Origin of the sequence: Flavobacterium keumense, from assembly GCF_029866485.1 — a bacterium.
GTDB classification, from domain to species: Bacteria; Bacteroidota; Bacteroidia; order Flavobacteriales; family Flavobacteriaceae; genus Flavobacterium; species Flavobacterium keumense.
Window position 1 is genome coordinate 1,203,888 of the sequence record NZ_CP092332.1, and the last position, 24,408, is coordinate 1,228,295.

21 protein-coding genes and 1 tRNA gene are annotated in these 24,408 nt (G+C 35.5%); 14 read left to right on the forward strand and 8 right to left on the reverse strand.

Annotation, left to right across the window (positions count from 1 at the left end):
- Positions 1 to 10 precede the first annotated feature (10 nt).
- From MG292_RS05160 to MG292_RS05200, 9 genes are all read left to right on the forward strand, one after another.
- Positions 11 to 1,525, forward strand: a complete 1,515-nt coding sequence (locus tag MG292_RS05160; RefSeq protein ID WP_264533777.1) for a RagB/SusD family nutrient uptake outer membrane protein — start codon at positions 11 to 13, stop codon at positions 1,523 to 1,525.
- A gap of 54 nt (positions 1,526 to 1,579) precedes the next feature.
- Positions 1,580 to 3,142: a hypothetical protein gene (locus tag MG292_RS05165; RefSeq protein WP_280158254.1), complete on the forward strand. Its 1,563-nt coding sequence runs from the start codon at positions 1,580 to 1,582 to the stop codon at positions 3,140 to 3,142.
- A gap of 18 nt (positions 3,143 to 3,160) precedes the next feature.
- Positions 3,161 to 4,090 (forward strand): hypothetical protein, encoded by a 930-nt coding sequence (locus tag MG292_RS05170; RefSeq protein ID WP_264533775.1) that lies wholly within the window; start codon positions 3,161 to 3,163, stop codon positions 4,088 to 4,090.
- Positions 4,091 to 4,192: 102 nt separating this feature from the next.
- Positions 4,193 to 5,245, forward strand: a complete 1,053-nt coding sequence (locus MG292_RS05175; protein ID WP_264533774.1) for a family 16 glycosylhydrolase — start codon at positions 4,193 to 4,195, stop codon at positions 5,243 to 5,245.
- A gap of 95 nt (positions 5,246 to 5,340) precedes the next feature.
- Positions 5,341 to 6,174, forward strand: coding sequence for an endonuclease/exonuclease/phosphatase family protein (locus MG292_RS05180; RefSeq protein WP_425287152.1), 834 nt, complete (start codon positions 5,341 to 5,343; stop codon positions 6,172 to 6,174).
- A 5-nt stretch (positions 6,175 to 6,179) separates the two neighbouring features.
- Positions 6,180 to 7,628: a glycoside hydrolase family 30 protein gene (locus MG292_RS05185; RefSeq protein WP_264533772.1), complete on the forward strand. Its 1,449-nt coding sequence runs from the start codon at positions 6,180 to 6,182 to the stop codon at positions 7,626 to 7,628.
- 17 nt (positions 7,629 to 7,645) lie between these two features.
- Positions 7,646 to 9,880, forward strand: a complete 2,235-nt coding sequence (locus tag MG292_RS05190; protein WP_264533771.1) for a glycoside hydrolase family 3 N-terminal domain-containing protein — start codon at positions 7,646 to 7,648, stop codon at positions 9,878 to 9,880.
- 386 nt (positions 9,881 to 10,266) lie between these two features.
- On the forward strand, positions 10,267 to 11,022 hold the full coding sequence (locus tag MG292_RS05195) for an NUDIX hydrolase (protein WP_264533770.1): 756 nt from the start codon (positions 10,267 to 10,269) through the stop codon (positions 11,020 to 11,022).
- Between the two features lie 189 nt (positions 11,023 to 11,211).
- Positions 11,212 to 13,131, forward strand: a complete 1,920-nt coding sequence (locus tag MG292_RS05200; protein WP_264533769.1) for an alpha-amylase family protein — start codon at positions 11,212 to 11,214, stop codon at positions 13,129 to 13,131.
- A gap of 66 nt (positions 13,132 to 13,197) precedes the next feature.
- Here MG292_RS05200 and MG292_RS05205 read toward each other — a convergent pair whose 3' ends face one another.
- The 3 genes from MG292_RS05205 to MG292_RS05215 form a co-directional block, all read right to left on the reverse strand.
- Positions 13,198 to 14,931, reverse strand: coding sequence for an alpha-amylase family protein (locus MG292_RS05205; protein ID WP_264533768.1), 1,734 nt, complete (start codon positions 14,929 to 14,931; stop codon positions 13,198 to 13,200).
- A gap of 174 nt (positions 14,932 to 15,105) precedes the next feature.
- Positions 15,106 to 15,180: transfer RNA gene (locus tag MG292_RS05210), tRNA-Val, on the reverse strand.
- Positions 15,181 to 15,265: 85 nt separating this feature from the next.
- Entirely contained in the window at positions 15,266 to 16,486 is a 1,221-nt protein-coding gene (locus tag MG292_RS05215; RefSeq protein WP_264533767.1) for a bifunctional folylpolyglutamate synthase/dihydrofolate synthase, read from the reverse strand.
- Between the two features lie 130 nt (positions 16,487 to 16,616).
- On the opposite strand from MG292_RS05215, the gene MG292_RS05220 reads away from it, so the two are divergent.
- Positions 16,617 to 17,312 carry a MotA/TolQ/ExbB proton channel family protein gene (locus tag MG292_RS05220; RefSeq protein ID WP_264533766.1) on the forward strand — a complete coding sequence of 232 codons (696 nt, stop codon included), beginning with the start codon at positions 16,617 to 16,619 and terminating at the stop codon, positions 17,310 to 17,312.
- 2 nt (positions 17,313 to 17,314) lie between these two features.
- Positions 17,315 to 17,710 (forward strand): ExbD/TolR family protein, encoded by a 396-nt coding sequence (locus MG292_RS05225; RefSeq protein ID WP_264533765.1) that lies wholly within the window; start codon positions 17,315 to 17,317, stop codon positions 17,708 to 17,710.
- Between the two features lie 178 nt (positions 17,711 to 17,888).
- Here the strand turns inward: MG292_RS05225 and MG292_RS05230 are convergent, their stop codons facing one another.
- A complete protein-coding gene (locus MG292_RS05230) occupies positions 17,889 to 18,665 on the reverse strand; it encodes an energy transducer TonB (protein ID WP_342032619.1) in 777 nt (258 codons plus the stop codon).
- A gap of 184 nt (positions 18,666 to 18,849) precedes the next feature.
- On the opposite strand from MG292_RS05230, the gene MG292_RS05235 reads away from it, so the two are divergent.
- Genes MG292_RS05235 through MG292_RS05245 form a run of 3 tightly spaced genes read left to right on the forward strand, consistent with a single transcriptional unit; the run spans position 18,850 to position 21,332 of the window.
- Entirely contained in the window at positions 18,850 to 19,992 is a 1,143-nt protein-coding gene (locus tag MG292_RS05235; RefSeq protein WP_264533763.1) for an acyl-CoA dehydrogenase, read from the forward strand.
- Between the two features lie 47 nt (positions 19,993 to 20,039).
- A complete protein-coding gene (locus MG292_RS05240) occupies positions 20,040 to 20,717 on the forward strand; it encodes an SDR family NAD(P)-dependent oxidoreductase (protein ID WP_264533762.1) in 678 nt (225 codons plus the stop codon).
- 12 nt (positions 20,718 to 20,729) lie between these two features.
- Complete coding sequence (locus MG292_RS05245) at positions 20,730 to 21,332, forward strand: SprT-like domain-containing protein (RefSeq protein ID WP_264533761.1); 603 nt, start codon at positions 20,730 to 20,732, stop codon at positions 21,330 to 21,332.
- Here the strand turns inward: MG292_RS05245 and MG292_RS05250 are convergent.
- The 4 genes from MG292_RS05250 to MG292_RS05265 form a co-directional block, all read right to left on the reverse strand.
- The gene (locus MG292_RS05250) at positions 21,329 to 22,093 is read right to left on the reverse strand and encodes an ABC transporter ATP-binding protein (protein ID WP_264533760.1); all 765 of its coding nucleotides are present in this window, start codon (positions 22,091 to 22,093) and stop codon (positions 21,329 to 21,331) included. The genes MG292_RS05245 and MG292_RS05250 overlap by 4 nt on opposite strands.
- Entirely contained in the window at positions 22,093 to 22,839 is a 747-nt protein-coding gene (locus MG292_RS05255; RefSeq protein WP_264533759.1) for an MlaE family ABC transporter permease, read from the reverse strand. Before MG292_RS05255 ends, MG292_RS05250 begins: the two co-directional genes overlap by 1 nt.
- A gap of 76 nt (positions 22,840 to 22,915) precedes the next feature.
- On the reverse strand, positions 22,916 to 23,767 hold the full coding sequence (locus MG292_RS05260; RefSeq protein ID WP_264533758.1) for a glycosyltransferase family 2 protein: 852 nt from the start codon (positions 23,765 to 23,767) through the stop codon (positions 22,916 to 22,918).
- A 4-nt stretch (positions 23,768 to 23,771) separates the two neighbouring features.
- Positions 23,772 to 24,302, reverse strand: coding sequence for a methyltransferase (locus MG292_RS05265; protein WP_264533757.1), 531 nt, complete (start codon positions 24,300 to 24,302; stop codon positions 23,772 to 23,774).
- Between the last annotated feature and the right edge of the window lie 106 nt (positions 24,303 to 24,408).

Below are 24,408 nucleotides of genomic sequence, written 5' to 3' on the forward strand. Positions count from 1 at the left end.
AAATTAAATTATGAAAACAATAAATTATAAATTATCATCTATTGTAGTAGCAATAGTTGTATTGTTAAGTTCTTGTTCTAAAGATTTCTTAGAAGTGGAACCAAAAGGGACTAGTTTGGAGAATAATTATTATCAAAATCAAGAACAAGCCTTTGCAGGATTAGTTGCTGTTTATGATATAATGAGAAAAAATTCTGGTGGTTTTGAGAATATGATTACCATGATGAATGCAGGTTCAGATGATCATTATGCTGGAGGTGGGGGCGCAACAGATGGAGCTGGAATACAAGGGTTTTCAAATTATACTTTAAATCCTAACATTATGCCATCAAGTTTTTGGAACGATCATTACCAAGGAATTTTCAGAGCCAATTATTTGCTAACAAAATTACCAGATGTTCCAATGGATGCAGCTTTAATAGATCGTTATACTGCAGAGACTAAAGCATTACGTGCTAATTATTATTTTAATTTAGTACGTATGTTCAAAAATATTCCTTTGATTACTGTACCTATGTCGTCATCAGAGTTTTATACTGTAACACAAGCAACACCGGCAGCAGTTTATGCACAAATTGAGAAAGACTTGACAGAAGCTATTGCTAGTCCAAATTTACCTGCGACAGTTTCTTCAGCTGAATCGGCTCGTTTTACTAAAGGTGCTGCTCGTGCGTTGTTAGGTAAAGTATATTTATATCAAAACAAAAACACTTTAGCAGCAACTGAATTGGCTGCTGTAAATGGTACGCCAGGAGGAACTAGTCAATATGGGTATAGACTTTTGAGCAATTTTGCTGATTTATGGACAGTTAATAATAAGTTCAATACGGAGTCTATTTTAGAAGTTGCTCACACTAATGCTTCTAGTATAGGTTGGGAAAATTGGGGTAACGGAATAGATGAAGGAAATTCAGTGAATGTAATGTGTGGACCTAGAACGTACGCTAAGATTGCTTCTGATGCACCTGATTTACCTTCGGGCTGGAGTTTCAATGTGTTTACTCAAGATTTCTATGATTTTATAAAATTAGATCCGCGATTTGCAGCTACTGTATTGGATATGAAAGACTTGCAAACAAGAGGTAAAGCATCTTATATCGGAGGATATCAAGACACAGGTTATTTTTTAAATAAATTTATTCCAAGACGCTCTGATGTAACTACAGGAACTGGTGAGCCGGTATTGAATTACCGACAAAATTCCTATGTCATTCGTTTAGCAGATACTTATTTAATGGAAGCTGAAGCATTAGGAGGAACTGGAGCAAGAGCACAAGCATTATTAGATGCTGTTAGAGCTCGTGTAGGTCTTGCAAGTACGCCAGTTTCATTAGCTGCTATAAAAGCAGAAAGAAGAGCGGAGCTAGCTGGAGAAGGACATCGTTTCTTTGATTTAGTTCGTTGGGGTGATGCTGCAACAAAATTAGCGTCTAGAGGTTTCAGAGCTAATAAAAATGAAGTTTTTCCAATTCCGTATAAAGAATTACAAAACACCAAATTAGTTCAGAATCCTGGATATAATTAATTAAAATATGAAAGTTATGAAAAATTTAAAAATATATATAGTTTAATATTACTAGTGTTCTTAGCTATAGGTTGTTCTGTTCCAGACGGTATAGATTCGGATATAAGTGCTGTAAATTCTATCAAAGACCCTAAATCTGTTTCTGTTTTAGCTTTAATTACTCAAGATAATACAGGAAAAGTAACCTTGATTCCGAGGGGAGAAGGTGCTACTAGTTTTGAAATCGAATATGGAGATGGTACAACTACTGTAGCTAAAGTCATAGCTGGCGGTAGTACAGTTCATATCTATAGAGAAGGAGTGTATAAAGTTAAAGTAACTGCAATTGGATTATCTGGAAAGAAAACAGTTGCAGAACAAGAAATAAATGTCTCTTTTAGAGCACCAGAAAATTTAGTTGTCACAATTGAAAATGACAGGGTTGTTTCTAAAAAAGTAAATATTAGAGCTACAGCTGATTTTGCTTTGTTTTACGATGTTTATTTTGGGGATGTGCCTAATGAAGTTCCTACTCAAGTTAATAATGGAGATTCTATTTCGCATGTTTATGCTTCAGCGGGAACCTATACAATAAAAATAGTTTCAAAAAGTGGTGCTATCCGTACAACCAATTATCAGGAAGATTTTGTGGTTACTGCAATTCTAGCTCCTACCTCGGCAGCTCCAACTCCACCTAGCAGACAAGCTGCTGATGTTGTCTCTATTTTTAGTGATTCCTATACAAATATTACTATAAACGAATGGAATCCAGGATGGGGACAATCAACGATTTTGACAAACGTTACTGTTGGGACTAATAATACTATTAAATATAGTTTACTTAACTACACAGGAATTGTAACCGACTATGGCAATCCGACCAATTTGTCTGCTATGCAGTATGTACATTTTGATTATTGGACACCTAATGCAACAAATTTAGGTTTCAAAATTGTGAATACTAGCCAACCAGCTGGTCCATCAAAAGAATCGCAAGTTGATTTATCATCAATTACCCTTAATAATTGGGTGAGCGTAGATATTCCTTTAGCTGATTTCACGACCAATAAATCTGCAATAACACAAATGTTATTTGCATCTTCTGGAGGTACTGTATTTATTGATAACCTTTATTTTTACAAAAACCCAACTCCTGCTTCAGGTATAGAAGGGACTTGGAAAATTGCTTCCGAAGCTGGAGCTCTAGGTGTTGGACCTGCTCCAGGAGATAAAAGCTGGTGGTCTATTGATGCCGCTGGAGTGACCGCAAGAGCATGTTATTTTGACGATACTTATGTATTTGGTTCTAATGGTTCTTTCAGGAATATTTTAGGGAGTACTACTTGGCTTGAAAGTTGGCAAGGTACTTCAGATGCTTGTGGAACACCAGTTGCACCTCATGATGGATCAGCTTCTGCTACTTATGTTTATGATGCTACTGCTCATACAATTACAATTAATGGTACAGGAGCCTATTTAGGACTTCCAAAAGCGACTAATACAGGAGAATTGCCAAATGTCCCTGTTCCAAATTCTAGAGTTTATTCTGTTCAACTGTCAAATGGGAACAACACTATGGAGTTAAAAATTGAATCAGGAACTGGTGTTTGGTGGTATTTCAAACTGGTAAGAGTTTAATTTCTAAAAAATACAAAAATGAAAAATATATTATATAAAATAACGTTTGTTATTTCAGTGCTTTTGATTACCAATTGTACAGTAGAAAAATATGAGTTAGGGGAATTAAATGCACCTTCAAATGTTGCGGTTGCTGTTACTATTGCAGGTAAAACGACTGCCGCCCCTAATGGAGATGGGTCTGGAGATGTGACATTTACAATTTCTGGGGATAATATTTTAGCTTCAAAAATTGATTTTGATGCAAACAATGCTTTAGATTTAGTAGCTGTTAATAATGGAAAAATTACGAAGAAATACACCACCCTTGGTTTGAATACGTATACGGTAACCGTTATTGCATATGGTCCTGGAGGGACTTCTACTACAGTAACTACTGAGGTTACGGTAAAAAGTGATTTTACACCAAATCCTGCTATAGTTACCGCATTGACTAATAACACTTCTAAAACTTGGGTAGTTGACAAGTCAGTTCCAGGTCACTTTGGAGTAGGTCCTTGGACAGGATCTGTAGGTCCTGATTGGTGGTCTGCCAATGTAGATGAGAAAGTAAGTTGCTGTAATTGTTTTTATACGTCAACTTTTACTTTTACAAAAGCTTCTGCAACATCATACACTATTCAAGTAGCTTGTCCTGACGGAGCTTTTACTAAAACAGGTGCGTTAACCACTTTACCTGGAATTCCATCTTCTGGCGCTGAAGGATGTTATTCTTATGGTGGAGGTTCAGGAGCGTTTAGCTTTATTCCGTCTAGTACAGGAATTGCAGCTGCTACACCATCAACTCAAACTAGTATTTTATTATCTGGTGTTGATACTTTCATTGGTTATGGCGCACTCCAAAAGGAGTATGAAATTTTAGTTATCAATGCAAATTATATGTATTTGAGAGTACAGGGTACCGAAACAGGTAATGCATGGTACTTGAAGTTAAAACCAGCACCATAAATAATTAAATAACTGCCAGACTTGTAATAATTTTAAGTCTGGCAGATTTAAATTTTAAATAAAATGGGAGATTATTTAAATAAATTTCAAAAATATAAGATTATGCTAAGTGTTTTCGTGGCTGCTTTTTTATTTTTTTCTTGTAGTGGAGATAACGGAGGCACAACTGGTGGCGATACAATATTAAAACCAACCAATTTGACAGTTGTTGCTACGCCTGTTGGGGTTTCAACTCAAAATCCAAATGGAGATGGTAGTGGGACAGTAAATTTTACTATATCTGCAACTAATGCTACTTCTTATAAAGTCGCTTTAGGAGATGGTGAGACAAGAGAAACTTCCTCAGGAACCTTATCGTATACTTATACTGTGTCAGGAACCAATAGTTATACCATTTATGTTTCGGCATACAATGGGGCACAATTTATAAGTACTTCCATTCCAGTAACTATTTATGTAGCCCCAAAGGCGATATGGTCAGATGAATTTAATGTAGATGGAGCTCCTGATGCTACTAAATGGGCTTATGATATTGGAACAGGTGATTGGGGATGGGGTAATAATGAAGCACAATATTATACTAGCAGAGCGGATAATGTTAAGGTTCAAAATGGCGTATTGAAGATAATTGCTCAACGAGAAAATTATAGTGGAAGTAATTATACCTCGGCACGTATAAAAACACAAGGGAAATTTACTTTTAAATATGGTAGAGTTGAGATGAGAGCAAAGCTACCATCTGGAGGAGGGACTTGGCCTGCTCTATGGATGTTAGGAAATAATATTACAACAGCTGGGTGGCCTGCATGTGGCGAAATTGATATTATGGAGCATTTAGGGAATCAACTGAATAAAATTTACGGCACGCTACATCATCCAGGTCATTCAGGAGGAAATGCAGATTCGAGAACGGTTGATATTGCAAATGCTACTTCAGAATTTCATATTTATGCTCTTGATTGGAGAGCCGATGCTATTAAGTTTTATGTAGATAATCAGTTATTCTACACCTTTACTAATACTTCTTCATTGCCGTTTAATCAGAATTTTTTCTTGATTATTAATTGCGCTATAGGAGGAAATTTTGGTGGAACTATAGATCCTAATTTTGTTTCTTCTACCTATGAAGTAGATTATATCAGAGTTTTTAATTAAATGGTTTATAAACCTTAAGAGTTCTTCAAAAAAAGCTTTTATTTGTAAGTTGGATAAAAGCTTTTTTGAAGAATATTTTGGTATATATGAAAAAAATGATGGTATTTATTGGATTGATTTTTTGTACTATTGTACACAGTCAGTCCATCAAAATGATGACTTATAATATCCGTTTAGATGTGGCGTCTGATGGAGTAAATGCTTGGCCTTTGCGGAAAGATTTTTTTGCTTCACAAATTCAATTTTATGAACCTGATATTTTAGGGGTACAAGAAGCAATGCCTCATCAAGTGGTAGATTTAGAACAATTACTTTCTCAATATAGTCAAGTAGGAATAGGGCGTGAAGGGATAGGTAAAGGAGAATCTTCCAATATTTTTTATAAAAAAGATAGGTTTACAATTATACAAACCAATACTTTTTGGCTTTCTGATACACCTGAAATAATTTCTAAAGGCTGGGACGCAGCCTGCCATAGAGTGTGTACGTATGCTCTTTTTCAAGATGCAATAACTAAAAAAATATTTTGGGTATTTAATACGCATCTTGATCATATTGGGGAACAAGCAAGAACTAAAGGGATTGCCTTAATTCTTTCTAAGATTAAAGAATTAAATACCAAGAATTATCCTGTTTTTTTTATGGGAGATTTTAATTCGGAACCACTAGAGGATAGGATAATTTCACTTAAAACTCAAATGGATGACACTCGAGAGATAGCAATACACAAACCATTTGGTCCAATAGGAACATTTAATAATTTTGAACATAATCTCTCAGTGACAAAACGAATAGATTACATTTTTGTTTCTAAAAAAGTTAATCTGATAATAAAGAAATATGCCGTTTTAAGCGATTCTGACGCGTTAAAGTACCCATCAGATCATCTACCTGTTTATGTAGAGGTTAGTTTTAATCCTAAAAAATAATTATAATGTCAGTAAGAAATAAATGTTTTAATCTTTTGCCACTAGTAGCACTTGTTTTGTATAGTTGTTCTTCTTCTGTAAATGTTATTGATAAAAATTATCAGGCAAGTTCCTCGTTGACCAAAAATAAGATTGATTTTTGGATGACTAATCCTGACCAATCTATTTATTTGCAACAGCAAAAGGAGTCATTAGTTTTTGGGACTAATTACAATACTTACCCAACGATTACAGTTGATGAAAATCAAAGCTATCAGGAAGTAGATGGTTTTGGTTTTACCTTAACTGGAGGTAGCGTACAGACAATTACTATGTTAGATGCTCCAAAAAGAACAGCACTTTTACAGGAACTCTTTGGAAAAAACGACAATTCCATTTCGATAAGTTATCTCCGCATTAGTATTGGAGCGTCTGATTTGAATGAATTTCCTTTTACTTATGATGATGTGCCTTTGGGACAAACTGATGTCGCGATGCAACAATTTAGTTTGTCTCCAGATAAAACTACTGTAATCCCAATGCTGAAAGAAATTTTATCAATTAATCCTGAGATAAAACTATTAGCAACACCTTGGTCTGCACCAACTTGGATGAAAACCAACAATGCTTTCATAGGAGGTAGTTTGAAAACAGAATATTATGAAGCGTATGCTAATTATTTTGTGAAATACATCCAAAAAATGAAAGAGGAAGGAATTCTTATAACCGCAATCACACCTCAAAACGAACCGCTACATCCAGGCAATAATCCAAGTATGTATATGACGGCTTTAGAACAAGCCAATTTTATTAAAAATCATTTAGGGCCAGCTTTTGCTAAAGCGAATTTGAAAACCAAGATTATCATTTACGATCACAACTGCAATAAACCAGAATATCCTTTAGCAATTTTGAATGATGCAGGAGCAAATCCGTATGTAGATGGTTCTGCTTTTCATCTGTATGAAGGTGATATTAGCGCTTTATCTACTGTTCATAATGCTTATCCAAATAAAAATGTTTATTTTACAGAACAATATACTGGGACATCTGGGACTTTTGACGGCGATTTAAAATGGCATTTGAAAAATGTGATTATTGGTTCGATGCGCAATTGGAGTAAAACGGCCTTTGAATGGAATTTAGCCAACGATGCGAACTTTAGACCTTATACTCCCGGTGGATGTTCCACTTGTAAAGGGGCTTTGACAATTAATAGTGCGGAAAATTTTGAAAGGAATGTTGGGTATTACATTATTGCACATGTTTCTAAATTTGTTCCCTCTGGTTCTGTTAGGATTGATTCAGAACAACATAAAGATTTAAATACGGTCGCATTTAAAACTCCAAAGGGGAATAAAGTACTAATTGTAGAGAATGATGGGGTTGTTACTCAACTATTTAATATTAAAAATAATGGAAAGTGGGTTACAGTTTCTTTAGAATCAGGTGCTGTAGCTACTTTTATTTGGTAATCAATAAAATCGTAATTATGAAACATAAATTAATTGTATTAGGAGCTATCTTAGCCTTGGGTGCCGAAGTTGTTTTTGCACAGCAAAAAACAATCGATCAAAGAGTAGAGTCATTATTAAAACAAATGACCCTGCAAGAAAAAATAGGACAATTAAACCAATATACAGGCGATAATCAGGCTACGGGCCCGATAACTATAAATCCTAATAAAGAAGCCGAAATCAAAGGAGGATTGATTGGGTCAATGTTAAATATTGTGGGTACTAAGTACACACGTCAATATCAAGAATTGGCGATGCAGTCTCGATTAAAAATTCCATTATTATTTGGACAAGACGTGATTCATGGATATAAAACAACTTTTCCAATTCCTTTGGCTGAGGCGGCTAGTTGGGATCTAGAAGCTATTGAGTTAAGCGCTCGAATAGCAGCACAAGAAGCATCTGCTAGCGGGATTCATTGGGTATTTGCTCCTATGGTGGATATATCTAGGGATCCTCGTTGGGGTCGTGTCATGGAAGGAGCCGGAGAGGACACCTATTTAGGTTCTAAAATAGCTTTTGCTAGAGTAAAAGGGTTTCAAGGAAACCTAGGAGATACAAATTCGGTAATGGCTTGTGTAAAACATTTTGTAGGCTATGGAGCTGCTGTTGGCGGGAGAGATTATAATTCCGTAGATATGAGTGATAGAATGCTTTGGGAAACCTATTTACCTCCATTTAAAGCTGCCTTAGATGCAGGGGTTGCTACCTTCATGAATTCGTTTAATGATTTGAATGGTGTGCCAGCGACAGGGAATAAATTCTTGCAAAGAGATATTCTTAAAGGCAAATGGAATTTTAAAGGATTTGTTGTTTCAGATTGGGGCTCTATTGGTGAGATGGTCAATCACGGTAATGTGAAAGATAGTAAAGAAGCAGCTCAATTGGCCATTACAGCAGGAAGCGATATGGATATGGAGAGTAATTCCTATCGTTATAATTTAGCTCAATTAGTACAAGAAGGTAAAGTTGATATTGCTTTGATTGATGATGCTGTAAAACGAATTCTGCGTAAAAAGTTCGAATTAGGGTTGTTTGAAGATCCTTATAAGTATTCGAATCCAAAGCGTGAAGACAAAGAGTTAAATAATCCAATGCATCGTAAAATTGCAAGAGATATAGCGGCTAAAAGTATTGTTTTGTTAAAAAATGAAAAACAACTGTTGCCTTTATCTAAAGATGTGAAAAAAATTGCATTCATTGGTCCCCTGGTGAAAGAACACAAACAAAACATGGGATTTTGGTCAGTAGAATTACCAGAAGTGGATTACGATAAATATATTGTTTCTCAATGGGAGGGCTTGCAAAATAAAGTGGGTAAAAACACGCAGCTTTTATACGCTAAAGGATGTGAAATAGAGGGAGATAATAAAGATGGCTTTGCTGAGGCTGTAACAGTTGCTAATCAAGCAGATATTGTAATTGTGAGTATAGGAGAACGTAGGGATATGAGTGGAGAGGCTAAAAGTAGAAGTAGTATTCGTATTCCAGGAGTGCAAGAAGAGTTGGTTCAAGCACTTCAAGCTACAGGAAAACCTGTAGTGGTATTAATAAATGCAGGTAGGCCACTTGTCTTTAATAAAATTGCAGATACTGCTCCCGCTATTTTATATACTTGGTGGTTAGGAACCGAAGCAGGAAATGCTATCGCAGATGTGTTATTTGGAGATTATAATCCTTCAGCTAAATTACCAATGACCTTTCCAAGGGATGAAGGACAATTACCAATATATTACAATCATTTTAATACCGGTAGACCTGCTCCAAATGAAACAACAACCAATTATGTGTCAGCATATATTGATTTGAAGAATAGCCCAAAATACCCTTTCGGATATGGATTAAGCTATACAACTTTTCAATATTCAGATTTAAAAGTAACAAAGAATAAAATAACTGATTCTGAAAAGGTTGAGATTTCATTTAATCTGACTAATACAGGTAAATATGCGGGTGATGAGGTAGTGCAATTGTATTTAAGAGATAGAGTCGGCTCGGTAGTACGTCCGATAATTGAGTTGAAAGATTTTAAAAAGATACATTTGAATGCAGGCGAAACAATGAATATTCAGTTTGTTATTGACAAGGAAAAATTATCTTTTTACAATGAAAAATTAGAATGGACAACAGAACCTGGAGAATTTGATCTGATGATTGGCTCTTCATCTTCAGATATTCGATTGCGTTCAGTGATAGAACTTTTAAAATAAAAAAGAAAATAAGTAGCTTAATTTTAAATAGAAATGAATATATTTGAGGAGAAGCTTTTTTACTTTTATTGAAGAGACTAAAAAGTATTGACTCAATTCAAAATTCCTAATAAGCTTGTAGTTATGACATCATTAGGAGAAGAGCTATGAAGAGAGAACTTAATTAGAGGTTGCTATAAGCAGCCTCTTTTTTTGTTCGTATCAATACTTTTAGTCTATAATAACCTTTTTTATAATTAATGCGTAATTTTGACGCAATGTATGATTTTTTTGGATTCAAACAAAAAATAAATTCATTTTGTGATGTTCTATATAAAATAGTATATTCGCTCAATTCATAGATTTTATGAATTCCATTAGCAAAGAGAAAGTAATACGATAGATAAATGTTAAAAGAAATTCTAGCCAATAAAGAAAACTATCAGCCAGGTCTATCCATTGATTGTGTAATTTTTGGGTTTCATGATAATCAACTTAAAGTATTATTAATAAAAACAAAGTATAGCGATAAATGGGCTTTGCCAGGAGGTTTTGTTCGTGTTGATGAGAGTATTGATGATGGAGCGGTAAATGTATTGAAAGGACGAACAGGATTACAAGGAATTTTCCTTAGACAGTTTGCCACCTTTGGTCAGGCAAAGAGAAATCCTGTAGAATTTAGTGATGGTGTATTGGCATTTTATCAAATACCGTTAGTAGAGGGTCAATGGTATAGGAATCGTTTTGTTACCGTTGGATATTATGCATTAGTCGATTTTTTACAAGCTGTTCCGCAACCTGAGGGAAATAACGAAATAGTAGAGTGGATTGATTGTAATGCAGTTCCGGAGTTGATTTTAGACCATAAAGAAATTTTTGATAAAGCGCTTGAAACGCTCCGAATGGAGCTCAATTTAGTACCTGTTGGGTATAATTTATTACCAGAAAAATTTACTATTCCTGAGTTGCAACGATTGTATGAAACTATTTTGGGTAGAAAATTAGATCGTCGAAACTTTCTTCGAAAAATAACTTCAATTGGGATTTTGACCAAATTAGATGAGAAGAAAAGTAATGTAGCACACAAAGCGCCTAACTTGTATTCCTTTGATAAAGAACGATACGAAGAAGTGTTGAAAATAGGGTTGCACCAAGGTTGGTAATGTCACTTTAATTAATAATTTAGAAAGGGTTATCTGAAAAGACAGCCCTTTTTTTATTAATACAGTAATTGATTTAACGTAATTTTTTCAGACTCACTATTTTTTTGCTTGTTTTTATATAGGAAATGCTTTTTTTAGTATATTTCAATTCGATTTATATAGAATAAAGGTTAACCAAAAGCGTAAGGAATGCAACAAGCAGAAAAGTTATCAAAATTGAAAAAGTTCTTGGACGAGCATAAAATAACGGATTCCAATTTCCAATTGCGGATGGGTGCTAATTTTCCTATTATAACTGATTTGTACCAACAATTATATGCGGATAGTCCTTATGGAGCACAAACCTTTCAGGACTTGCTGATTACTTTGTTCAAACGCTTTCAGGAACGATCTGTTTATCAAAAAGAACGTGATTTAGATCGTATGGCTCATCCTAATTGGTATTCAAGTGAGAAGATAGTGGGGATGATGTTGTATGTGGATCTTTTTAATCAGGATTTCAATGGGCTCAAAGAAAAAATTCCCTATTTCAAAGATTTAGGAATCAATACCATTCATTTGATGCCTTTTTTGGATGTGCCAGAATTTGAAAATGATGGAGGTTATGCTGTGCGTGATTATCGCAAAGTAAATCCAAAATTTGGAACCATGGAAGATTTTGAATCTTTGGTAGCCGAATTCCAAAAGAATGATATGAATTTGGTGATGGATTTTGTGTTGAATCATTGCGCCTCCGAACACGAATGGGCAGTGGAAGGGAGCAAAGGGCATCCCAAATACAAAGACTTTTTTTATTTCTTCCCAGACCGCACTTTGCCTGATGAATACGAGAAAACAATGACTGAGATTTTTCCAGACACAGCACCTGGGAACTTCAGTTACTTGCCCGAAAGCAATCAATGGGTAATGTCTCTGTTTTATGGCTATCAATGGGATTTGAATTATAAAAACCCAATGGTTTTAGTCGAAATGATTGATACAATGTTGTATTGGTCTAATAAAGGGATTGATATTTTCCGTTTGGATGCGGTAGCTTTTATGTGGAAAGAAATTGGGAAGTACAATCAGAATTTACCCGAAGTCCATATTTTATTACAATTGTTTAAATTATGTGGTCAAATTGTGGCACCAGGTGTAGCATATATTGCTGAAGCTATTGTGCAACCCGAAGAAATTATCAAATATTTTGGCGAAGGAATTGCAGCGGGAGATGAATGCGATATTGCGTACAATGCTAATTTCATGGCATTAAGCTGGGAGGCAATGGCTACTCGAAGTACCGAATTGATTAAAAAATCAATGAAAGCAGTGCCGGCCAAACCTCGTAATACTACTTGGATTAACTATGCACGTTGTCACGACGATATTGGGTTAGGATTTGATGATGCTTTAGTGAAAGAATTAGGATTGGATAGCTTAGCGCATCGCTTGTATATTTTACAATATTTCTGCGATGGATTCAATGGAAGTGCCGCATTAGGACAACGATTTATGACTGAACCCGAAACAGGTAAAGCCCGAATATCGGGTTCGTTAGCAGCATTATGCGGTCTTGAGAAAGCGGTTGCTGAAAATAACGAGCGAGAAATTGAATTAGCAATTAAGCGCATTAATTTACAACATGCAATTATCTTGTCTTTGGGTGGTTTGCCAATGATTTACAGCGGTGACGAAATTGCGACGCCTAATAATTATGATTATCTGAACGATAAAAGTAAAAAGTATGACAACCGTTGGTTACACCGTTCGCCAATGAATTGGGAAGTAGTTGCGGGATTGTCTTCTTCTAATTTTGTGCCGACTCAGGTGTACAATCAGTTGAAAAAATTAATTGCGATTCGGAAACGAACTCCTGCTTTTTCAGATGATAACGATTTGCAATTTTTAGACTGTGCTAACAGTCATTTGCTAGTGTATAAAAAAACAGATCAGCACGACGGAATAGTGTATGTGATTGCGAACTTCTCTGAATTTGATACGGTTTTTGAAAAAAATATTTTTGGTACAAATGAGTATACAGAACTTCATGACTTAATTACCGATAGTCGAATAGCAATTCATCAAAGCACTTTTATAAGCGCGTATGATGTGTTGTGGTTGAAGGTATAACTCTAAATAAAAACTCCTTAATTTCTTAAGGAGTTTTTTATGGTTCAATTTAAAGGGGAAACTAAATTATAAAGTTTTCACTTCTCCTGAATCGGTATATTGAATAGAGAATTCGTGAGTGGTCAAATTGGCATTCAATTGTGCGAATTCCTCTTCGTTTCTCCAAATTAGATTCAATTCATTTTCAGCAGCCACTCCAAATTCTAATGTTCCTGAGAACGCTTTAGAGGTATTGCGCAGACGTAGCATGTCCAATTGTTTCAGTACCACTTCTTTTTTCAGCCCTTCTTGAATATTTTCTAGGCTCAATGTAGTTCGGTTGATTTCTTTATGACCGTCTTTACCTGCTTTTTCAACTCCTGCGTAATCATTGGCACCCGCAAAAATATCCAAATACCAAATTTGAGGGATTCCCGGCATAAAGAGTTGGATCGCTCTCGCTAAAGCTAATTTTTGTTCGTTTTCGCCCAAAGCGCTAAAGTATGTAGCATTAACTTGGTAATACGAGATTTTTTTACCGTCGGCACCGTATAAGTTTTTTACCAATCCTCCGCGTTCAATGATGAGGTTCATCAACTCTTCGATTTCGTTGTCTTCTAACAATCCTTTTTGGTACATCCCATTCACTTCTTTTCCTTTCAAGTCTAAAACAGGGATTCCGTCGTGGCAACCCAGCATGTTGACTGTTTTCAAGCCTTTGGCAATAATTTCTTTTGCCCAAGTTAGAATGGCTTTATTCGTTCCTTTTTCAATAGCGTGAATACACAAACCAGGCAAGAAGAAATCATAAATAGCATACCCCTCTTTGGCTACTTCTTCGTGCAAATGTAAACCGTATTCGGCATGAATTTCGGGTAATAATTCTAAATTATTTCTTTGGGCTATCTCATTGATTCGTGCCAAATATTCCCAAGTACCAGGTTTGTTGAAGAAATTACTTTCGCCAATAGCTTTGTGCAAATAAGCAAAGGCGTCTAGACGTAGGATTTGCCCGCCGTAACTCGCTACTTTAGCCAAAACGTCTTCGTAAAATTCCCAAACCAAAGGCGATTGAGCATTTACATCCATTTGTCCTAAATACTCGCGTTTGTTGTTTACGATTTTCAGAACTTCGGCATGGAGTTGCGCATTGCTACCTAAATCAAGACTTTGAATGTCTTGGTTTTCGTCAATAGCACGATTTATTATTTCGCAAATAGCATTCGCTTCTTCAGGAGAGATATTAAGTGATTGTAAATCGGAAACAGTTATTTTTTGAAACGTTATTTTTTGGTAAAAAGTGTTCCAATACGGTCTCTCTTGTCCGTCAGGGAATACTATTTTTAAAATAGGCAAACCTGATTTTCGCATAAACAGTTTGTCTAAATATTCTTTATTAGGAATAATCACACCGTCTTCTCCAAGCGTTCCGTTGCCTTTCCAAAACTCGTTCCAATCAATAAAAAAGTCTTTGTATTTGGATTGATCTCCATTGGCAATCAAATCTTTAAATTGAGGAGAGGCTACCGACAAGTGATTTAAAACGATGTCAAACTTCAATTGGATATTCAATTCTTTTAAGGCTGCAATATCTTGTTTGGATACTAATTCCTCGTTGATGTCGTAATTGATAATAGAAAAACCTCTGTCTAAGTCACTATTGAAAAAGGTAGGTAATACATAAAAAAGAGAAAAAGTATTTTTGAACTCGGGCAGTTGTAGCATTTGCACAATATCATTTAAATTGTTTCCAATACTATCCGGATAGGCGTTTAACATTACGCCATTAGAAATACTTTTTTGAGTTGAATTTGATGACATGGTCTAGTATGTTGTGTGTTGTTTTTGCATTAAGAATTTTGATGATTTGCTCTGATCGACGTCAAAGTTAATAATAAAAAGTGCGAACTTAAAGTCGTGAATTTGATTTACTACAAAAAGAGTAATTAGAGTTCATAAAAAAACTCCTTAATTGCTTAAGGAGTTTTAGTGTTGTGGGCGATGAGGGGTTCGAACCCCCGACCCCCTCGGTGTAAACGAGGTGCTCTGAACCAGCTGAGCTAATCGCCCGATTGCAATATGTAATTTTCATTCCCTTATTGCGAGTGCAAATATACAGCTGTTTTTTGTATTTGCAAGAAAAAAAGAAAAAAAATTATAAAATTTCTGCCACTACAAACGTACTTCCGCCCACGTAGATAAAATCGGAAGGCTGTGCATTTTGTTTGGCTTTGGTGTAAGCGGCTGAAACAGAATTATATATTTTTCCGTTTAGTCCAAATGAGCTGGCTTTTTTATGCAAAATGTCTGTTTCAAGTCCACGTGGAATATTCGGTTTACAAAAATAATAAATTGCGTTTTTTGGAAATAAAGGGAGTACTTCATCCAAATCTTTGTCATTTACTACACCTAAAACAAAATGGAGCTGGTCAAAAGATTCTTTTTGGATTTGGTTTAAAACAATAGTAAGACCATGGGTATTGTGTGCTGTATCGCAAATTATTTTGGGAGATTTGCCTAACTGCTGCCAGCGTCCTTGTAAACCTATATTCTTCACCACTTGAGATAATCCTTTTTTCCAATGCGATTCGGTAGTCTGGAAGGAAGTATATTGATTTAAAACGGTTAGGGTTTGTAGGACTGTCTTTTTGTTATGCACTTGGTAATCGCCAACTAAGTCAGACGGATAAGTCGTTGCAATCAAATCAGAAGCAAAGTAGATGTTGCTTTGATTTACTTTGGCTGTAGCCAAAAAAACCGGCTGGGTTTCGGGAGTGTATTCACCAATGACTACTGGAATATTGCGTTTGATGATGCCTGCTTTTTCTGTTGCAACTGCCGCTAAAGTGTTGCCTAAGAACTGCGTGTGGTCTAAACCGATATTCGTAATCACCGAAACTAGAGGCGTAATGATGTTGGTGGCATCTAATCGTCCGCCCATGCCGACTTCAATAACGGCAATGTCTATTTTTTCTTTGTCAAAATAATCAAAAGCCAATCCAACAGTCATTTCGAAAAAACTCATGTCATTGGCTTCAAAAAACGATTGGTGTTGGTTGACGAAATCACAAACAAAGTCTTCGGAAATCATCACTCCATTGATTTTGATGCGTTCTCTAAAGTCTTTTAAATGAGGCGAGGTGTACAAACCTACTTTATATCCCGCTTCTTGAAGAACTGAGGCCAACATGTGAGAACTTGAGCCTTTGCCATTAGTTCCCGCTACATGAATACATTGCAGTTGGTCTTCGGGATGTTCCAAATAGTCCATAAGTAAATGAACGTTCGTCAAGTCTTTTTTATATGCCGAAGCCCCCTGAAGTTGGTACATCGGGAGTTGATTAAAGAGCCAGTTTAGGGTTTCTGGGTAGTTCATTTTTTTTTGAAAAAAAGTAATTGTTTAAAATATTTTTCGATTTTTTTAGTTTACTATTGCATCGAAAAGTATCTTTATTGCAAATTTCAAACAAATTTTAGAATTAAAGCTTAAAAAACAAGAATAATATATGTTTAGTTTACTACAATTACAGTCTGACACCCTTGCTAATGCTGCCTCTAATGTGGTGGTGGAAAAAATTGCAACTAATAACGAAATCTCGGTATTAGAGTTTATAGTTAAAGGTGGTTTCTTTTTGATTCCTATTGCTATTTTATTGTTTTATACTATTTATGTAATCATTGAACGTTACTTATACATAAGTAAAGCTTCAACTATTGACAATCGTTTGATGTTAGATATTCGCGATCAATTGCATTCAGGGAATTTGGATTTGGCAAGATCAATTGCAGAAAGAAGTAATTCGGCATCTGGAAATATATTGAAAGAAGGAATTTTGGTAATTGGAAGACCTATTGCCGAAATTGAATCAAATATGGACCGTGCTGCCGATATCGAAATTGCTCAAATGGAAAGCCGTCTAGGACATTTAGGTTTGATTGCAGGTATTGCACCTACATTAGGGTTTATTGGGACTATTTCGGGTGTTATTAAGATTTTTTACAGCATTTCAGTAACTGAGAATATTAGTATTGGAAACATTTCTGGAGGGTTGTACGAAAAAATGATTAGTAGTGGTTCTGGTCTTATTGTAGGTATTATTGCATATAGTGCTTACCACTTGTTGAATGGTAAAATCGATAATTTTGCCTTGAAGATTCAGAAACAAATTTTAGAGTTTGTCAATATTATTCAAAAAGCATAAGTATGTCCATTAAACGTAAAAGAAGATTTCATGCTGAAGTGGCGACCTCGTCACTGAGTGATATTATGTTTTTTTTATTGTTGTTTTTTTTGATCATTTCTACTTTAGCTAATCCTAACGTAATTAAAATGACCTTGCCAAAAGCGCAAGCCAATGAAAAAACAAACAAGCAATTCATTAGCCTTTCAGTTACAGAAGATAAAAAATTCTATATTGACAAAGAGCCTGTTGCTTTTGATGCTTTAGAGAGTACCTTGATGTCCAAAATGAATGGAGAAAAAGACCAAACGGTCGTGGTGCGAATTCCGTTTAATTTACAAGTACAAGATTTAGTTGATGTGCTACAAATTGGAGTCCGAAACAATTTAAAATTTGTGATTGCCACGAGTCCTAAATAAAAAATAACAAAAAAATCCCCTTAATTCAAAAGAGTTAAGGGGGTTTTTTAAATGTATTGAGTTTTTCTAATTCAAATTGAAGTTATACACAATTCTTCCAACTTGCTTTTCTGGGGCATCGCTACTCGCATCCCATTTAGTATTCATTGCGGCAATCTTTGCTTGTTCTAATAAACACTTAGCGTTTAGTAGTTCCTTTAATTCCGGCTATGGCGCTGATCGTTCTTCCGTTTCTATCGACAGCAACTTCTACAACTACTTTTCCTTCTTCGTTGCACGTATATTTAGGCGCAGGTTTTGAAATTGCTTTTCTATTGCCTAACGAATAGCCTCCTCCAATACCATTTCCTGAGCCACCACCAGAACCTGCTCCATAGCCACTTCCATTACCTATTCCGTTTCCAGTACCATTACCACCGCCAGTTCCTCCTCCGGAACCACCGTTTCCATAATAACTTGTAGCGCTCAAACTTCCGTTTGATTTTCCTTTGTTTCCTGCAGTCTTGTCATCGCCATCCCCTCCTTTATTAGATCCTTTTAAAAGACTGGATAAGGCGTCGTTGGTTGTGTTAGCTACTTTAGGCTTTACAACTTCAGGCTTAGCCTCGTCTTTGACTACGGTTGTTTTTTGGTCTGTTTTTTCTTTTTTCGGAATCACAACACTTTCTTCCGTGCTATTTTCTTGTGCAATTACGGCTTCTTCTGGAGTAACTGCTGTTGGAGTTTCTTTTACTTGGTTTTGGACTTCAAGTACCTCGCTTTTGTAATTGCTACCCGAACCTAGATCACTGTCTCCAAAATTTACAGAAACACCACCTCCGCCACCACCGGTTAGCTCTGCCAAATTAGATGGCGGCCAAAATCGGATGAAAAATAAAATCAACAACATTGCGGCATAGATAAGCAGCGAAAATGCTAAGGATTTTTTTTGGTCTGTAGAAGGAGTAAAACTCATGTGTTCTGTATAAATGTAAAAGACTTTTTAAAAACGCCGAAATGTACTAAAAATTGTCAAGAGAGAAAAGAAATAGTTACAGTTTCAATACTTATTTTTTGATTTTTAAATGCCAAAATTCCGTTTTAAAAAGTATCTTTGATTGCATTTTTATAACAAATCAACCTATTTATTTTATATTATTATGAATTTTAGTCTGACCGAAGAACATAAGATGATTCAACAAGCGGCACGTGATTTTGCTCAAAATGAATTACTACCAGGTGTAATTGAACGAGATGAAAAACAAATTTTTCCAGCAGAACAGGTTAAAAAGATGGGAGAATTGGGTTTTATGGGTATGATGGTAGATCCAAAATATGGAGGTAGCGGACTCGATACGATTTCGTATGTACTAGCAATGGAAGAAATTTCTAAAGTAGATGCCTCTGCTTCGGTGGTGATGTCCGTAAATAATTCTTTGGTTTGTTGGGGCTTGCAAACCTATGGCTCCGAAGAACAAAAACAAGAATGGTTGCCTAAATTGGCTTCGGGTGAAATTCATGGCGCTTTTTGTTTGAGCGAACCAGAAGCAGGAAGTGATGCTACTTCGCAAAAAACTACTGCCATCGATATGGGGGATTATTATTTGGTTAACGGAACTAAAAATTGGATAACCAATGGGAATACGGCCTCTTTTTATATTGTGATTGCACAAACTGATATCGCTAAAAAAAGTAAAGGAATCAACGCCTTGATTATGACCAAAGACATGCCTGGTTTTGCCGTTGGCCCAAAGGAACAAAAAATGGGAATACGTGGTTCTGATACGCATTCGCTGATGTTTACAGATGTAAAAGTTCCTAAAGCCAATCGAATAGGTGAAGAAGGTTTTGGATTTAAGTTTGCTATGAAAACCCTTGCTGGCGGTCGTATAGGAATTGCTTCTCAGGCGTTGGGAATTGCTTCAGGAGCGTATGAATTAGCACTTAAATATTCGAAAGAACGCAAGGCTTTTGGTACTGAAATTTGCAATCATCAAGCTATTGCTTTTAAATTAGCTGATATGGCGGTAAGCATTGAGGCAGCACGTTATTTATGTTTGAAAGCGGCTTGGGACAAAGACAATCATCATAATTATGATGTAAGTGGGGCAATGGCAAAATTGTATGCTTCTCAAGTGGCTATGGATACTGCTGTAGAAGCGGTTCAAATTCATGGAGGTAATGGGTATGTGAAAGAATACCATGTGGAACGTTTGATGCGCGATGCTAAAATTACCCAGATTTATGAAGGTACTTCTGAAATTCAAAAAATTGTGATTTCAAGAGCTGTTTTAGCGGATTAGACTTTGGGTATGGGTAGAATCTTCACTCTTTTGTTTATTTTTGCCAAATGAAGAACATTATAATTACAGGAACAAGTAGGGGTATAGGTTTAGAATTGGCATTGCAATTTGCTACAAAAGGGCATCGTGTGTTAGCTATTTCAAGAACAATTCCACAAGCACTTTTAGGTAATGAAAACATCAGTTGTTTGTCTGTCGATTTAGCGGTAGAATCTGATTTACAAAAGGTAGCTGATTATTTGTCAGCTACATGGAAACAGGTTGATGCGATAGTTCATAATGCAGGAAGTTTGTTGTTGAAACCTTTTTTTGAAACTTCGCAAGCTGACTTTGAAAGCATTTATAAAGTAAATGTTTTTGGTGTAGCTAATTTGACTCGTGTAGCGTTACCGTATTTACAAAAAGGAAGTCATGTAGTTACTATTAGTTCGATGGGAGGCATTCAAGGGAGTTTAAAATTCGCAGGTTTGTCAGCCTATAGTTCTAGTAAAGGAGCTGTGATAACCTTGTCTGAATTGTTAGCCGAAGAGTACAAAGAACAAGGAATTACGTTTAATGTGTTAGCACTTGGCGCTGTTCAAACCGAAATGCTAGCCGAAGCTTTTCCAGGATACCAAGCGCCAATTTCAGCGGCTGATATGGCCCAATATATTGTAGATTTTACCCTTACAGGAAATCGATATTATAACGGAAAAGTGCTGCAAGTATCTTCTTCAAATCCTTAAATTCGTTTAGTTTTGAGCGAAACCTTAGCCAGATATTTGCCAGAACATGCTGTAAAGCCTGTTTTTGAATTGATTGTAACGCATCAAGTGCATCTCAAAATTGTAAATGAGAGGCAAACTCGTCATGGCGATTATAGAAGAGGGATGAGTGGGAAGCATGAAATTACGGTGAATGCAAGTCTCAATCAATATAAATTTTTGATTACGTTGATTCACGAAATTTCACATCTCGTTGCCTTTGAAAAATTCGGGCGTTCCATTAAACCACATGGTAATGAATGGAAATATACGTTTCAACGTTTGATGTTGCCGTTTATTCGACCAGAAATTTTCCCACATCATTTATTGCCATTATTGGCAAGGCATTTCAGAAATCCGTCAGCGAGTAGTGATACGGATACTACTTTGTCATTGGCACTCAAACAATTTGACCAACAAAATGATAAAAATTATGTGTTCGAAATTCCGTACGGGAGTGTTTTTCGAATTTCAAATGGGAAAATTTTTAAAAAAATGGCGGTGAGAACCAAGCGATTCGAATGTTTGGAAATCAGCACAGGTAAAACGTATTTGTTCAATCCAAATGCTGAAGTGGAACTTTTGAAAACGAATTAATGTCCGTTTAAAACAGCTTCTCTTACTTTTTTAAATAGATTAGAAGAATACACAAAATCAACTACAGCTTTATTGTCGGTTCTAAAAATTTCTTCTTTACTTCCTTCCCAAGCTTTTAGCCCGTTTTTTAGGAACACAATTTTCTCTCCAATTTCCATCACAGAGTTCATATCATGGGTGTTAATTACCGTAGTAATGTTGTACTCTTTTGTGATTTCTTGAATTAAATTATCAATTACAGTAGCTGTTTTTGGGTCTAAACCAGAGTTAGGTTCGTCACAAAACAAGTATTTTGGATTGTTAACAATGGCTCGTGCAATAGCTACGCGTTTTTGCATTCCTCCAGAAATTTCTGAAGGTTTTTTATGATGTGCCTCAATAAGGTTGACACGTTCAATAACAAAATCAACACGCTCTTTGATCTCTTTAGGAGTCTTATTGGTAAACATTTTTAGCGGAAAACCAATATTTTCTTCTACGGTCAAACTATCAAATAAAGCACTCCCTTGAAAAACCATCCCTATTTCGGTACGTATATCGCGTTTTTCATCTTTGTCCATTTTTCCATAGATACGTCCATCAAAGGAAATAGTTCCTTTGTCTATTTCATGAATCCCTAATAGTGATTTGATGAAAACGGTTTTACCAGAACCACTTTGACCAATTACCAAACTAGTTTGTCCTGCTTCAAAAGTAGTGCTAATGCCTTTTAGTACTTTTTGCGCTCCAAATCGTTTCTCAACATTTTTAACTTCAATCATTAGCTTAACAATATTTGAGTGAGTATATAGTTCATCAGGATAATTACTACTGAGGTCCAAACAAAGGAAACGGTACTTGCTTTTCCAACTTCTAATGCACCACCTTTCATGTAGTAACCATGAAAAGAAGGAATTGTAGCCAATATGAAAGCAAAAACTAATGTTTTGATGAAAGCATAGGTGATGTGGAATGGAATGAACTCTACTTGTATTCCGTTTACGAATTCGGTCTCGGTTGTAAAACCTCCGTAAACGCCTGCTAAATAACCTCCGAAAATGCCTAAAAACATGGCGATTCCAATAACAAAAGGATATAAGAGGAGTGCAACTATTTTCGGAAATACCAAATAATTTAAGGAGTTGACTCCCATTACTTCTAAAGCATCAATTTGTTCTGTTACCCGCATTGTTCCAATGCTTGAAGTAATAAAAGACCCCATTTTACCCGCCATAATTATAGAAATAAACGTAGGTGCAAACTCTAAAATTACAGATTGTCTTGTGGCAAATCCAATTAAATATCTTGGGATTAAAGGATTGGTTAAATTCAAAGCGGTTTGAATAGCTACAACACCTCCAACGAAAAATGAAATGAAGCATACAATGCCTAAGGAATCAATAATTAGGTCATCAACTTCTTTTAGTATTAATTGTTTCATCACACTCCATTTTACAGGTCTGTTGAACATATCTTTTAACATCAAAAAATAGCGGCCTATTTGTGATAAATATCTAAGGAGCATCATAATTTAAAAATATGGGCTAAATTACAAAAAAAATGTAGTGCCTTGAAGGGTTTGATATTCGACTTTTAGCAATTGATTAATGAAATAGTTTGTTTTTCATTTTCATCCAACGGTAATTTCTAACAAATAAAGCTTGCTCTGGAGTAACAAGCATTGTCTTTTGTTCTTTTTTAGCTTTTAAAAATCCCATAATGTAATCTAGAAACAGAAATGGTTTCCCTTTGCGAAAAGCTAATTTTAAAGAAGCGACAGCGGTAATGAAAAAGCCATAGCCTAGTGTGTAAAATGCTTCACCTTGTTTGTACCTCGCGGCTTTGGTATAACTAGCTCCAGTTGGTTTGAGATGTTTTACATGTAAACTTTCGTCTGTAACAACTTTCCAATTATAGAATTTACATAACAACTCGTCTACCGTATCCCAGCCCATTTGCGCTCTCAGACCGCCAATTTGTTTGAAAGTTGCTGCGCGATACGCTTTCAAAGCTCCGCGAATGTGGTCTTTATCAGTTAAATTTTCTAAAACCCAATCTCCATTTTTTTCAATATAACAAAATCCGCCTACCATTCCAATTTGATCGTCAGATTTAAAATGGTTGATAATGGTCTCAAAATAATTTGGAGGAAAAATTAAATCAGCATCAATTTTAACGATGATGTCGTAATTATCGTCAATATGTTTTTGCCCTTCTTGAAAAGCCTGAATTACTTTGCTTCCTGGCATATGAACTGCATTTGACGTTTTGTTTACCAATGAGATCCAAGGGTGCTTTTCAGCAAATGCCAAAACAATTTCAGGAGTTTTGTCGGTAGAACTGTCATTGACTACAACAACTTTTGTTGGAAGTGCAGTTTGTTCTACTAATGATTGTAAGGTAAGAGTGATAAATTCTTCTTCGTTATAAGAAGGGATTATGATATAAAACCTCATTTGACTAATTATTTTTCACTCTCTCTGCATATACGATATAGTATCGAGGTGTAAAGAGACGTAATAAGGGTCTGAATCCAATTTTTTTTACAGGGTGAGTAAATTTTTCGCGCGCGATGATTTTCCAGCCTGTTTTTTCTAATAACCAATCCAATTGCCAGTCTTCAAATTCGTGGTAATGCCTGTCCCATAGGTCTGTTTTGCTACGATATGCAGAAGAAAACCACAAACGAAGTGGAATTGAAATCAATAATTTATCTGATTTTACGTTTTGTAAAACGGTGTATGGATTCAATAAATGTTCGAAAATTTCAAACGCGGTAAAAACAGAATAGTCTTCGTTTTGTAGTGCGTCTTGGTTGTTGTCTAAATCTTCTCCAGTAGTGTTTTTCACGGTATATCCATTTTCAATCATAATTTTTGAAAAAGGATTGGGAACACCTAAATCAAAAATAGTTTCTGAAGTAGCAATGTGTTTTTGTAAAAACTCTAAAGTGTGTTTGAATCTTTTATTTGGAAACGTTTTTTCGTACATATTTTTGGTAAGGAACGGTTTAAAATTGAGCCCGATTTTGTTAAAGCAACAAAGATAAATAAAGTTTTGAAATTTAAACTTTTAGAGAGAATGATAAAAATAAGAA

Excerpts from the sequence above, each read along its gene's own strand:
- MG292_RS05160 (WP_264533777.1), top strand. The coding sequence starts at position 11 with ATGAAAACAATAAATTATAAATTATCATCTATTGTAGTAGCAATAGTT.
- MG292_RS05170 (WP_264533775.1), top strand. The coding sequence starts at position 3,161 with ATGAAAAATATATTATATAAAATAACGTTTGTTATTTCAGTGCTTTTG.
- MG292_RS05175 (WP_264533774.1), top strand. The coding sequence starts at position 4,193 with ATGCTAAGTGTTTTCGTGGCTGCTTTTTTATTTTTTTCTTGTAGTGGA.
- MG292_RS05180 (WP_425287152.1), top strand. The coding sequence starts at position 5,341 with ATGATGGTATTTATTGGATTGATTTTTTGTACTATTGTACACAGTCAG.
- MG292_RS05185 (WP_264533772.1), top strand. The coding sequence starts at position 6,180 with ATGTCAGTAAGAAATAAATGTTTTAATCTTTTGCCACTAGTAGCACTT.
- MG292_RS05190 (WP_264533771.1), top strand. The coding sequence starts at position 7,646 with ATGAAACATAAATTAATTGTATTAGGAGCTATCTTAGCCTTGGGTGCC.
- MG292_RS05195 (WP_264533770.1), top strand. The coding sequence starts at position 10,267 with ATGTTAAAAGAAATTCTAGCCAATAAAGAAAACTATCAGCCAGGTCTA.
- MG292_RS05200 (WP_264533769.1), top strand. The coding sequence starts at position 11,212 with ATGCAACAAGCAGAAAAGTTATCAAAATTGAAAAAGTTCTTGGACGAG.
- MG292_RS05205 (WP_264533768.1), bottom strand. The coding sequence starts at position 14,931 with ATGTCATCAAATTCAACTCAAAAAAGTATTTCTAATGGCGTAATGTTA.
- MG292_RS05215 (WP_264533767.1), bottom strand. The coding sequence starts at position 16,486 with ATGAACTACCCAGAAACCCTAAACTGGCTCTTTAATCAACTCCCGATG.
- MG292_RS05220 (WP_264533766.1), top strand. The coding sequence starts at position 16,617 with ATGTTTAGTTTACTACAATTACAGTCTGACACCCTTGCTAATGCTGCC.
- MG292_RS05225 (WP_264533765.1), top strand. The coding sequence starts at position 17,315 with ATGTCCATTAAACGTAAAAGAAGATTTCATGCTGAAGTGGCGACCTCG.
- MG292_RS05230 (WP_342032619.1), bottom strand. The coding sequence starts at position 18,665 with ATGAGTTTTACTCCTTCTACAGACCAAAAAAAATCCTTAGCATTTTCG.
- MG292_RS05235 (WP_264533763.1), top strand. The coding sequence starts at position 18,850 with ATGAATTTTAGTCTGACCGAAGAACATAAGATGATTCAACAAGCGGCA.
- MG292_RS05240 (WP_264533762.1), top strand. The coding sequence starts at position 20,040 with ATGAAGAACATTATAATTACAGGAACAAGTAGGGGTATAGGTTTAGAA.
- MG292_RS05250 (WP_264533760.1), bottom strand. The coding sequence starts at position 22,093 with ATGATTGAAGTTAAAAATGTTGAGAAACGATTTGGAGCGCAAAAAGTA.
- MG292_RS05255 (WP_264533759.1), bottom strand. The coding sequence starts at position 22,839 with ATGATGCTCCTTAGATATTTATCACAAATAGGCCGCTATTTTTTGATG.
- MG292_RS05260 (WP_264533758.1), bottom strand. The coding sequence starts at position 23,767 with ATGAGGTTTTATATCATAATCCCTTCTTATAACGAAGAAGAATTTATC.
- MG292_RS05265 (WP_264533757.1), bottom strand. The coding sequence starts at position 24,302 with ATGTACGAAAAAACGTTTCCAAATAAAAGATTCAAACACACTTTAGAG.